Genomic DNA, 12,726 nt, shown 5'->3' on the forward strand with positions numbered 1-12,726 from the left:
GATATTTATGGATTATACGGGTTATGAATTACCACAATTAGCGTTATCAGCTAAAGATGCCAATATCGAACATTATTCAGCCTTGCTATTACCTCCTCTTGCTATTTGGTTTTCAAATCATTACAACAATAGATTACGCAGTATCGCGATAGAGAGTAATCATGCGGCGTTATTGGCCGCCGAATCTTCGTCACAGGTTGCTGAACAAAGCCGTGCAGAGTTACAGCAATTATTTAATCAAGTTGGTGATACCGTTACGCAGTTAATGCAAACTTCTCGCGATCTAACTAGCCATTTAACGGTTATGTCACAATATGCCAAAGACATCGATGGCGGTGTCGGTGAGCAAGTGTCTGCAACCAACCATATTAACTATTTACTGCAAGATACTGCTGCTTTGGTTGAAAATACCAGTGATATTATTCAAGCAGTGAGTAATGACTCCCTGCGCGCAGAGGAGCAGGCTGATAACAGTTCGATTGCGATGACCGCGACCATCACGTCTATGTCGGATATTAAAACCAGTAATGATGCGATTGAAAAAGCGATTATGGTGATCACCGATATTGCCAATCAAACTAATTTACTGGCACTCAATGCGGCGATTGAAGCGGCAAGGGCTGGTGAATTGGGACGAGGATTTGCTGTGGTGGCAGACGAAGTACGTAATTTATCAAAGCGTAGTACAGAATCTGCTAATGAAATTAAGCTACTCATCGAAAAAAGTGCATCAGATGTAAACAATGGTTATGAAGCTGTTGAGACCAACGCAGAAACATTTGCCGAAATTATTGATGCGGTGACCAACATGAGTGGTCAAATAAGCTCTGTGACCACTCATGTCGTTAGTACGAATAAAAATATTAATGGGGTATTGTCTGCAAGTGAGCAAGTAACCTCAGTCACTAAGGCTAATGAGTTAAGTGCGCAGGCCATGAATCAAAGTATTGGCGAGTTATTGCAAGTCAGTGATGAGCTTAACGATATGTCTACACGTCTGATGACGATAGTAAATAGCCATTAAACCGATTGTTATTGTCTGGTTTTATAGATACAAAAAAGCTCACTACTATTTAGTGAGCTTTTTTGTAATCTGAATGCTGTTTTATTCGAAATCGCTAACCCGAAGTTAGAGTGAGATAACCAAGCACGCCGGCATTGAAAGTTCAAATACGATGTAATTACATCTGTTTGACCAATGAAGTGGTCAGCTGTTTCGGCTTCTAATTTAAATATAGCTTATTAACTTTAATATGCAACTATTGATATCGTATTTTTGGTGGTTTATTTTTAATGATTGTTAAGTTATTGATGTCGAAAGTTAAGATACATCCAAACTATCTCTCAGTTAGTCGTTGATGATGACGCGATTAAAGGCACTCGAGTGATGATTCTTAAACCTGTGGCATGAGCAATTTCACTTTCGTGCCATAGCGTATCTTGTGTTGTTGATAGGGTTAAGCTAATCGCAATACCTTGTATCAACCCTAATAACAATCCTAACAATATGTAGATGAAAATGGATAAGTTAATCGCTTGTTCGGGAATGAAAGGTGGGGTGATAATTTTAATGTTGCTGGTTGATTCGTATTCACCAAGCGCATAACTAATCGACACCATTTCATAACGTGTTAGCAGATCTAAGTAGAGCTTATTTTGATTAGTGAAATTACGTGTTAAGCGTAGTAGTTCTTGCTCTATTACCACATATTTAGCTTGATTTTGTTGGAAGTGTTGTCGCTGTTCTTGGTGTTTAGTCAATTCGAGTTTAGTCTTAAGAATGGCACTTTTATAACCTTCATACTCCTTGAGTTGATTAAGTAATAGCGGGGTTATTTGGGTTGTTAAAGCGTATTTCGTAAGCCTGGTTATGCGGTTTAATAATAGTTCGAGTGATTGCTGGTTTTGTATCGCGTTGTGTAATGCTTGTCGCTGTTGTTGTAAGCTTTTTATTTGTTGATTTGTTGCTTTAATTTTGGAATGCGCGTCAGTGTAATGTGCTAACTGTTGCACTTTTACTGTTTCGAGTTGGGTTATTTTATTATCAATATACTGAGCGGCGGGATTAGTGAGTATTAACTTTTTTGTTAAAACTGATAATTTAGATTGCAGTAAAGCTAACGCTTGCGCTTTATTGTGCAAACTCTTGTTAATGCTTAATAGCGCTGTTTCTCTGGCTTCATATAACTCAGGAATGACGCTAGCATGTTTAAATTGATAGCTAAACAGAGCCTGTTCAGCTTGTTGTAGTAGAATATATTGTTGGTTTAGTTGCCGACCAAGAAAAATTTTACTGTTGAGTGCGACGTCTTGATTTGGCTTTATTAATCGTAGAATAAATTGTTCACTGACTATATTTAATATGATCGTTAGTTGGGTTGGATCTGGCCAGGTCATGGTGATTTTTATCAGGTCTGTACCTGAGAGTGATAGCGTGAGCGCTCCTTTTATCTTATTAATTATTCTTTGTTGCTGCTTATCGGTGTCGCCGAGTTTGATTAACCCTGCTTGTGTGGCCGCCACCAACAGTACCTGCTTACGTTTTACCATAATGTTGATGGTTTTAAAACGTGATTGAATATTAAGGGGCAGGGATAACTCGGCTAAAATAGGATTTAGAATACTGCGTTCTTGCAATAAAATAGTGGTATCAGAATAATAGCTTTCTGGAATGCTACGGCCAACTTGGTAACCTATGATAGGCATGATTAATATCGGGATCAGCAAATAAATGCGTTTTCGCCAAAGGATATCATAGCTACGATATAACCAAGCCCACGCATTCATTTGTTAGCGGTTATCCTTGTCAGCGACGTTAAATTGTATTGATCCTGATATTAATAACTTTAGTTAGTTGTTTGAATTATAGCAACATTATTGCTTTAGATTAGATTAGATTGTTAAAACTACTTTTGGGTTGTTAAGGCAATTTCACATAATGTTTTAATGCCGTCAAGAACACGAGGAGAGAAACGGTGTGATACATCGGGGTTTACCCTAAATATATTGCCGTTTTTGACTGCTGGAATACTCTGCCAGGTCTGCCATTGTGCTAATTCTGCATCATTGACTGAACCTGCCACGATCACCGCTGGTTGCTTCACTAGCACTTGCTCTACGTTTATCACCGGGTAGGGAACGGGGCTATCATTAAATACGTTATTAAAACCACAGAGTTCAAATTGCTCTTGTAACCAAGGATCGTTAGCGACGGTCATTAACGGGGTTGGCCAAACTTGATAAAACAAATCTTGTTTCGGGTTATGTTTATATTCATCACGTAAATTGGCTAAATCTTTACGGTACTGAACGCTGACGGGATCAGCAATAGATTGAGTTCCAAATACTTGTCCAAGTTTTTCTATTTGTGTGGCGACATCCGCTAATCCACCTGTTTTTGAAGCGTAAACTGGAATGCCAAATTTTTTAAGCTGATTGATATCAGCGGCTGAGTTACCTTGTTGCCAGTAAATAATCATGTCGGGTTTTAGCGCGAGTATGGTTTCGATGTTGATTTGCTGTGAGCTCGCGACGATCGGTATTGCTTTGGCCGCTTCAGGGTAATCTGAGTAAGCGCTGACACCGATGAGTCTATCGCCTGCGCCAGCCGCAAAAACCAGTTCTGTGGTATGCGGTGAGAGCGAGACGATACGTTGTGGATATTGTGCTTGGACGGGAAATGATAATACGGCGATAAATAGTGTGACGAACCGAGCGTAACAAGGCATAAATACTCATTATGATAAAAAGTGAATTTGAATATAAGTGGGCTTAGTTAATCGAGATAAGCAGATAAATGGCGCTGATAAAACAGACCCATAAGAGCCATGCCCAGGTCAGTTTTTGTTGTGCGCGTTTGATATCATCGCGCTGTACTGGCTCAGTATGACCAAGTTGACTAAAACGATGCATCACACCTTGGTATTTACGTGGTCCTCCTAATTGAATTGCGAGGCTATAAGCAAAACTGGATAATAACAAGCCGCTGCCAAAGTGATGCCATTTCTTTGCTTGTAGCGTTAAATTTGATAATGGGCTTGTCGCGCGTTGTAAGCAACGTAATGTGCATGCAAGTATAAGATGAGATGGTAACGCTAATAACTGCAATATGGCTGCAGCAGGGCGCCCAAAGTGGCTATTACCTGTTAGTTTGCAATTCCAGTTATGTGCCATCAATTGTATTACGCGATAAATGATGGCTGGCCAGATACCCAAGCAGCTATACCAAAAGATAACTGCAAACCATTGGTAGCTATTACGTAAACACAGGTTTTCGATACTGGCTTTATGTAAGCCGAGCAAGGATAACTGGTCTAAATCACGTAATATGTGTGGCTGTATTTGGCTGATGATGGTTTGTTTTTCGAGCGCGCCTAAATCAACTGCGGGTAAACTGATTTTTTCCCACTGCAATAAACACAGTAATAACAGTAATTCAAAGATGATGCTTTCAATCACAATAAATTCAATGACCACGGCGATGGCTAAAATAAATACCAGCATGATGATCGTGGCAAGGCTGCCGGCAATGTATTGTTGCTGATGGCTGCGCTTGGCATTATTGACTTTAGCTGCAATGGCGCTAAATAGGTGGTTGATAAGTTGCGTTGGATGATAGCGTGGTGGGCAGAGTGGTAAGCGCGCAATGATGATAGCAGTCAGTAAGATAAATACTGACTGCATACTGGTCCAATCCATGGCCAAATTCATGCTATTTTAATTCTTTAAGCATGTTAACTACCATAGCTGAAGAGTTTTTCGCTGCAACAACTAGGTATTCTTCAAATGACGTTGGTGATTCTTTACCCGCGATATCAGATAGCGAGCGGATAACGACAAACGGCACGTCAAATTGGTGACAGGTTTGTGCAATCGCCGCTGCTTCCATTTCAACTGCAGCCATTGTTGGGAAGTTAGCACGTGCTTCTTCTACTTTCTTCGGATCAGCCATAAAGCTATCACCTGTACAAATTAAACCTTCGATAGTTTTAATGTCACTGTCTGCTGAAATGGCTTTTTTTGCCGCTTCAACAAGACGAGTATCTGGAATATAAGCCGCAGGTTTTTGCGCACACTGGCCCATTTCGTAGCCAAATACAGTTAAATCAACATCGTGATGACGAACTTCACTTGAGATCACAACATCACCCACTTTAAGGGTTTTATCGTAACCGCCAGCTGAACCTGTATTGATGATGTAATCAGGCTTGTAATGCTCAAGTAGTAGTGTTGTAGCTACCGCTGCAGCTACTTTACCAATCCCTGATTTGCTTAAAATTACATCATGACCAGCAAGTGACCCGCTATAATACTCACAACCAGCTTGAGTAAATGTAGTTACGTTGTCTAGTTGTGCACGCAGGATCTCAACTTCCTGCTCCATAGCACCAATAATACCTATTTTCATTGTTATCTCTAATCAGTCTTGAAAGGGACTATGCTAGCACAGTTTCGATGCGGTATTAATTCTTCGTTAAGGTATTAATTAAAAGAAACCCCCAAGCCAAACGCCAGTCGAAAGTCATTTTTCTCTAATGGATTGCCATCGACATCAGATAACGGATTATTAACTCGGTCCCAATAAAAAGAGATTTCGAAATCAAGCACATCGGTGAGTTCAATATCAAAGTTTAACTTGGTATTTTGTAGAAATCCACCCAGCTCAGATTCTGTTGCCGTTATTTTATAACTTAACTCAAAATCAATCTGGTCATGGATTTCACGTTCGTAATCGACAGTCACAGAGACCGCGAGACTCGAATCGCTCTTACTGGTTTGTGTGTCAGCATACTCATACTTGGTATATAAATAAGAGGGACCTAAGTTCATTTCTAATTCTTGATTGCCATCGTCAATAAATTGATAACCAACACCCATACCCAAGTTAATTCGACTGTTTACATTTTGTAATGGGTCACGATACAAGCTTAAATCAACAGGTCTAAAAAATAGGTCTTTGTCGCTATAAACATCATAGGTCATTAAAAAGCGATGATTTTCATCTGTTTGGACGTTATTTGTTTCACCAATAATAGCAGTATATGAGGTTTTTATCCGTGAGGTCGTAGTATGACGGGAAAGCTCCGCGTTGGTATTATATTCAAGTTTGTCGGTATTACCTGAACTGAGATTCGCACCAAAGGTTACCTTGCCTTGCCAGATATTGCCACCTGTCTCTAGCCCTGCGATTAGCGTCATTAATTCTTCTTGTGGTATTTTATGTTGACGATTGTTACTGATGATTAATATGCCATCTTCAAGCGCGATAGTGCCAGTAATAATACCACCGTCAATGGTCCGGATCGTAAATAGCTGACGACTATTAATACGGCTAATATCAGTCCATTTAATTTTTAAATTACCCAGGTCATCACTGTCAAAAGCCAGTTTTTCATCATAGAGATCTTCGATGCTACCAATTAAAAATTCACCTGATTTTAGCCAGATCCAATCTTCATCAATGCCTAAACTGTCTGCAAGTATGATCTCTTGGCTGTTTTCTGTGGTTGTTACTGCATCGGTATTATCGGCAATATTACTGTTAATATTGGTGGGCTCGTTAGATGTATTTGGTTCTTGGGTTTTAATATAATCGCCTAAGATTATTTCTCGGGCAGCAAAGCTTGGCGCGCTAAATAACGTGCTTAAAAAACTAAAAGCGATACTAATAACAATTAATGTTAGCTTAGTTGTGGTGAGGGTATTAAACGAATTCATTGTTATTAGGTATTGGAGCCATAGTTCCCTTTAAATTGATAACTATGATACAAAATAATCGTCAATAATTAAATATATTATCGTCTTTGTAGATGAAAATAACGCATAAAAAAACGCTAGTATCATTGATACTAGCGTTTTTAATTAGATATATCAGACTTTAACGTTTAACTAACAGCATTGCTTAAAGCTTCATCTTATAAGCAATTTAAACGGCTAAATAGTCTAACATGGCTTCGGCGGCCCGACGGCCTTCATCAATCGCTGTTACCACTAAATCTGAGCCTCGAACGGCATCACCGCCAGCAAATATTTTTGGATTTGCTGTTTGGAATGGGAAGCCACTTTCGGCTGGGGCAATAATACCATTCCAGCTATTTGTAGTGACACCTTCATCCAATAACCACTGCGCAGGATCAGGTTGGAAACCAAAGGCTTGAATAACCGCATCAGCTTTCAGCACGTGTTCAGAACCAATTACTTGTTCGGCGCGGCGACGGCCATTTGCATCGGGCTTGCCTAAACGGGTTTTCACCATTTTAACACCAACAGCTTTGTCACCAGCACTTTTATCACTAGAAATCTCAACATCAAGTGGTTGTAAATTCCATAAGAATTTAACGCCTTCTTCTTTGGCATTTTTAACTTCACGTTTAGAGCCCGGCATGCTGATTTGATCACGACGGTAAGCACAAGACACAGTTTTAGCACCTTGACGTACAGCTGTTCGCACACAATCCATAGCGGTATCACCACCGCCAAGCACGACGACAGTTTTACCTTTTAAATTGATAAATTCATCAACACTCTTTTCAAAACTGAGTTGGTGATTAGTATTAGCAATCAGGTAGGGCAGGGCATCATAAACACCTTGTGCCGCGCCGTTATCGAAACCACCATTGATGTATTTGTAGGTACCAACACCAACAAACACAGCATCATATTGGGCAACTAATTCACTGAATTGGATATCTTGGCCAATTTCAGTGTTTAGGCAAAATTCGATGCCCATTTCCGTGAATACTTCACGGCGATGCGTCATTACGCTTTTATCCAGTTTAAATGCTGGAATACCAAATGTCAGTAGACCGCCAATTTCTGGATTACGGTCATAGACCACAGGCATTACACCATTACGGACTAAGATATCGGCAGCAGCAAGACCGGCTGGACCCGCGCCGATGATCGCTACTTTTTTATCATTGCGAACAACTTTCGACATATCTGGACGCCAGCCGAGCTTAAAGGCTTCATCGGTAATGTATTTTTCAACATTACCAATCGTTACCGCGCCAAAGTCATCGTTTAACGTACAAGAACCTTCGCATAAACGATCTTGTGGGCAAACTCGACCACAAACTTCAGGCAAGCTGTTGGTTTCATGACAAAGTTCTGCCGCTTCAATAATACGCCCTTCCTCAACTAGCTTTAACCAGTTAGGAATGTAGTTATGTACAGGGCATTTCCATTCACAATATGGGTTACCACACTCTAAACAACGACCCGCTTGCATCTTTGCTTGGTTCGACGTAAAAGGCTTATAAATTTCGATAAAGTCGACTTTACGGATCTTTAACGGCTTTTTATCTGGATCAATGCGTTGTACATCGACAAATTGAAATACATTATTACTCATGATCCCTCCTATTGAGCCTGGACACGTAACTCTGCAGCAGAGCGTGATTTGTGGCCAAGTAATGCGTTAATATCAGCTGATTTAGGCTTGATAATAAAGAATTTATTTACCACAGTATCGAATTCATTAAGCAGTTCTTGCGCATGCTGACTGCATGTTTGTGCAAGGTGTTCAATGATAATACCGCGGAGATGTTCAACGTGCATTGGGTAATCCGTTACTGCATGTTGTTCAACAAGTTCATAATTAATTTTCGATGCTAATTGACCATCTTCATCATAGCTATAAGCAAAACCACCGGTCATACCTGCGCCAAAGTTAACGCCGGTATTACCAAGGATCGTTACAATACCACCGGTCATGTATTCACACCCGTTATCACCGATACCTTCGATAACCGCATTGGCGCCTGAATTACGCACGGCAAAACGTTCGCCTGCTAAACCCGCTGCGTATAACTCGCCACCGGATGCGCCGTATAAACAAGTATTACCGGCAATCACCGCTTCATTTGATTTAAACGCTGAACCTGGTTCTGGGCGAATAACAATTCGACCACCGGTCATGCCTTTACCTACGTAATCGTTGGCATCGCCAATCAGGTTTAGGTTCAAGCCGCCAGCATTCCAAACACCAAAGCTTTGCCCTGCAGTACCGGTAAAGTTAACCGTGATTGGGTCTGACGCCATACCTTGGTTACCGTGCTGTTTCGCTATTTCGCCAGATAGACGCGCACCCACAGAACGGTCAGTATTTTTAATTGGGAAGTTACTTGATAACCCTGATTTCTCAGTGATTGATTCTAAGTAATGGCCAATTAACGCTTCGTTAAGCTCAGCTTTATCGTACGGTTCGTTGGTTGCTTGACAATATATACCTAAGCCTGGTTTTGGCTGTGGTTTATAGGTAATGCCAGACAAATCAAGTTTACGTTGTTTATCCGTTAAACCGTCCAGTTGTACGAGTAAATCGGTACGACCAATTAAATCAGTTAACTGAGTTACGCCAAGCGAAGCCATGATTTCGCGGGTTTCTTGGGCAATGAACTTAAAGTAGTTCATCACCATTTCCGGTAGGCCATGGAAGTGATCTTGACGTAATTTTTCATCTTGTGTTGCCACACCTGTCGCGCAGTTATTTAAGTGACAAATTCGTAGGAATTTACAGCCTAATGCCACCATAGGGCCAGTACCGAAACCAAAGCTTTCGGCACCTAATATCGCCCCTTTTACAACGTCTAGACCGGTTTTTAAACCGCCATCAACTTGTAAGCGAATACGATGACGTAAGCCATTTTCAACCAGTGCTTGCTGAGTCTCTGCTAAGCCAAGTTCCCAAGGGCTACCAGCATATTTCACTGAGGTAATTGGACTTGCAGCAGTACCGCCGTCATAACCAGAGATCGTGATTAAATCGGCATAGGCTTTAGCAACACCTGTCGCAATGGTACCTACACCGGGTTCTGATACTAATTTCACCGATACTAATACAGTTGGATTAATTTGCTTAATATCAAAAATCAGCTGAGCTAAATCTTCAATTGAATAGATATCGTGATGCGGTGGCGGTGAAATAAGCGTGACACCCTGCACTGAATTACGTAACTTGGCAATTTCAGCGGTAACCTTGTGACCTGGTAGTTGTCCACCTTCACCGGGTTTTGCACCTTGCGCCACTTTAATTTGAATGATTTCTGCATTCATTAAGTAGTGTGGTGTGACACCGAAACGACCAGAGGCGATCTGTTTAATTTTCGATACTTTAAGGGTACCAAAACGGCGTGGATCTTCACCACCTTCACCGGAGTTTGAATTACCACCTAAGGTATTCATCGCAATTGCCAGTGACTCATGCGCTTCAGGACTTAATGCACCAATTGACATGGCGGCGGTATCAAAGCGTTTAAATAGGTTATCTTCATGTTCAACAGCATCAAGTGCAATCGGTGTCTCCGATGTTTTCAGTTGTAACATGTCACGCAGACTTGAAACCGGGCGCTCATTTACTTCTTTTGAATACTGTTGGTAATCTGCATACTCACCACTTTGCACTGCTTTTTGTAGCGTGCTAACCACATCAGGGTTATAAGCGTGGTACTCGCCACCATGAACATATTTAAGTAAACCGCCTTGCGCGGTTGGCTTACGTGTTGTCCATGCTAGTTTACTTAATTTCTGTTGATCAATCTGAAAGTCGCTAAAATCAGCGCCTTTAATGCGGCTGCTGGTGCCTTTAAAGCATAATTCGATCACTTCATCGGCTAAACCAACAGCTTCAAACAGTTGTGAACAACGGTAGCTGGCAATGGTAGAAATACCCATTTTCGACATGATCTTGTACAGACCTTTATTAATACCGTTACGGTAGTTTAATAAAGTTTTCGTTATGTCTTGTTTAATCGTGCCAATTTCAACCTGTTTACGTAATGATTCATAAGCCAAGTACGGGTAAATAGCGGTCGCACCAAAACCAATCAATACGGCAAAATGATGTGGGTCACGGGCACTTGCTGTTTCAACCACAATATTGGTATCGCAACGCAGGCTTGCATTAACTAATGCAGTTTGTACCGCACCGACAGCCATTGCTGCTGGGATAGGTAAATTATCTTTAGCCAGTGTACGGTCTGTTAAGACTAATAGTACCGCGCCAGATCCTGCTTGCTCAACCGCTTCAGCTGTAATGCGTGCTACTGCACGACCTAGGGTTTCAGCTTGGCCATCAAAGCACAGGTTAATTGTTGCTGTTCTATAGTATTCATTACTTAAATCGGTAACTTGTTTAAAGTCAGAATAAAGTAATACTGGCGAATCAAATAGTACGCGATGGGCATGACCATGTGTTTCGTTAAATACATTGTGCTCACGACCAATACACGTTGCCAGTGACATCACGTGATTTTCACGTAGTGGATCTATCGGCGGGTTGGTTACTTGCGCAAACTTCTGGCGGAAATAATCATATAGCGAACGCGTTTTCGTCGACAGTACTGCCATCGGTGTATCATCACCCATAGAGCCTGTGGCTTCTTGACCATTTTCACCTAATACGCGAATAATTTGATCGAGCTCTTCTTTGCTGTAATCAAATTGTTTTTGATACGTTGCGAGTTGCTCGTCATCAAAAGTACGCGTGCCAATTGCTTCTGGAGGCAGCGCTTCGAACGGCGTTAATTTGGTTGAGTTATTTGATAACCATTCACGGTAAGGGTTACGACTTTTTAATTCTTGGTCAATATCCCAAGAAGTCCATAACTTCCCTGTTTCAGTATCGATAACCAGCAGTTCACCTGGACCGACACGACCTTTTTCGATAACTTCATCGGCAGTGTAATCCCAGATACCGACTTCCGAGGCAACTGTAATTAAACCATCAGTGGTACGCACATAACGTGCTGGACGCAAACCATTACGATCTAGACCACAGGCAGCATAACGGCCATCACTGAGGACGATACCTGCTGGGCCATCCCAAGGTTCCATATGCATAGAGTTGAAGTCATAGAATGCGCGCAGATCATCATCCATATTTGGGTGATTTTGCCATGCTGGCGGAACAAGCAGACGGAAAGCACGGAAAATATCCATACCACCGGCTAAGAATAGCTCAAGCATGTTATCCATTGATGATGAATCTGAGCCTTTGGTATTAACAAACGGTGCCGCATCATGCATATCAGGGAGTAGTGGTGAGCTAAATTTATAGCTACGTGCGCGTGCCCATTCTCGGTTACCTTCGATGGTATTAATCTCACCATTGTGCGCCATAAAGCGGAACGGTTGTGCTAATGGCCATTTCGGCGAGGTATTGGTTGAGAACCGTTGATGGAATAAGCAAATTGCAGATTGCATTCGTAGATCAGCAAGGTCTAAGAAGAATTTTGGCAGATCGCCTGCCATACACAAACCTTTATAGATAGTGACTAGGTTTGATAGGCTGGCAATATAAAAATCGCTGTCATCGGTAATACGTTTTTCGATACGACGTTTAGTTAAGTATAAACGGCGTTCAATATCTTTTGGAGCCCAACCAGCAGGTGCACTAATAAATATCTGTTGGATTTGAGGTAGCGATGCCATGGCTATTTCGCCAAGTACACTGGTATTAAGAGGGACTTCACGCCAGCCTACTACATTCAGTGTTTCACGTTCGAGTTCTTCTTTAATGATTTGCTTTGCTGTTGCAGATTTATCGGTATCCTGATTTAAAAAAATCATACCCACGGCGTAATTACTGCCTAGGTTCCAATTATTTTCTATCGCAATAGCACGGAAAAAACTGTCAGGTTTCTGCATGAGTAAACCACAGCCATCCCCTGTTTTTCCATCTGCTGCGATACCGCCCCTATGTTGCATACGGTCTAATGATGATAT

8 protein-coding genes are annotated in these 12,726 nt (G+C 41.4%); 1 reads left to right on the forward strand and 7 read right to left on the reverse strand.

The features are described from left to right. A partial coding sequence (locus QNK26_RS18640; protein WP_319225635.1) for a methyl-accepting chemotaxis protein occupies positions 1-1,024 on the forward strand: 1,024 nt, incomplete at its 5' end. Between the two features lie 320 nt (positions 1,025-1,344). On the opposite strand, the gene QNK26_RS18645 is transcribed toward QNK26_RS18640, so the two are convergent. The 7 genes from QNK26_RS18645 to gltB form a co-directional block, all read right to left on the reverse strand. After that, a complete protein-coding gene (locus QNK26_RS18645; RefSeq protein WP_319225636.1) occupies positions 1,345-2,787 on the reverse strand; it encodes a GNVR domain-containing protein in 1,443 nt (480 codons plus the stop codon). A 119-nt stretch (positions 2,788-2,906) separates the two neighbouring features. Next, positions 2,907-3,728 (reverse strand): cobalamin-binding protein, encoded by an 822-nt coding sequence (locus tag QNK26_RS18650; protein ID WP_319225637.1) that lies wholly within the window; start codon positions 3,726-3,728, stop codon positions 2,907-2,909. A gap of 43 nt (positions 3,729-3,771) precedes the next feature. Then, positions 3,772-4,683, reverse strand: a complete 912-nt coding sequence (locus QNK26_RS18655) for a cobalamin biosynthesis protein (protein WP_319225638.1) — start codon at positions 4,681-4,683, stop codon at positions 3,772-3,774. Between the two features lie 28 nt (positions 4,684-4,711). Next, positions 4,712-5,407: a 5'-methylthioadenosine/S-adenosylhomocysteine nucleosidase gene (gene mtnN / locus QNK26_RS18660; RefSeq protein WP_319225639.1), complete on the reverse strand. Its 696-nt coding sequence runs from the start codon at positions 5,405-5,407 to the stop codon at positions 4,712-4,714. A 74-nt stretch (positions 5,408-5,481) separates the two neighbouring features. After that, positions 5,482-6,717, reverse strand: a complete 1,236-nt coding sequence (locus QNK26_RS18665) for a YdiY family protein (protein ID WP_319225641.1) — start codon at positions 6,715-6,717, stop codon at positions 5,482-5,484. A gap of 208 nt (positions 6,718-6,925) precedes the next feature. After that, positions 6,926-8,353, reverse strand: coding sequence for an FAD-dependent oxidoreductase (locus QNK26_RS18670; protein ID WP_319225642.1), 1,428 nt, complete (start codon positions 8,351-8,353; stop codon positions 6,926-6,928). A gap of 8 nt (positions 8,354-8,361) precedes the next feature. Continuing rightward, the coding region (gltB, locus tag QNK26_RS18675) for a glutamate synthase large subunit (protein ID WP_319225643.1) at positions 8,362-12,726 on the reverse strand (4,365 nt) is incomplete at its 5' end.

This window comes from Moritella sp., assembly GCF_033791185.1.
GTDB lineage: Bacteria > Pseudomonadota > Gammaproteobacteria > Enterobacterales > Moritellaceae > Moritella.

What these genes read in the sequence shown, in the direction of transcription:
- QNK26_RS18655 (WP_319225638.1), bottom strand. Translation starts at nt 4,683, where the DNA reads ATGCAGTCAGTATTTATCTTACTGACTGCTATCATCATTGCGCGCTTA.
- QNK26_RS18645 (WP_319225636.1), bottom strand. Translation starts at nt 2,787, where the DNA reads ATGAATGCGTGGGCTTGGTTATATCGTAGCTATGATATCCTTTGGCGA.
- QNK26_RS18665 (WP_319225641.1), bottom strand. Translation starts at nt 6,717, where the DNA reads ATGAATTCGTTTAATACCCTCACCACAACTAAGCTAACATTAATTGTT.
- QNK26_RS18650 (WP_319225637.1), bottom strand. Translation starts at nt 3,728, where the DNA reads ATGCCTTGTTACGCTCGGTTCGTCACACTATTTATCGCCGTATTATCA.
- mtnN (WP_319225639.1), bottom strand. Translation starts at nt 5,407, where the DNA reads ATGAAAATAGGTATTATTGGTGCTATGGAGCAGGAAGTTGAGATCCTG.
- QNK26_RS18670 (WP_319225642.1), bottom strand. Translation starts at nt 8,353, where the DNA reads ATGAGTAATAATGTATTTCAATTTGTCGATGTACAACGCATTGATCCA.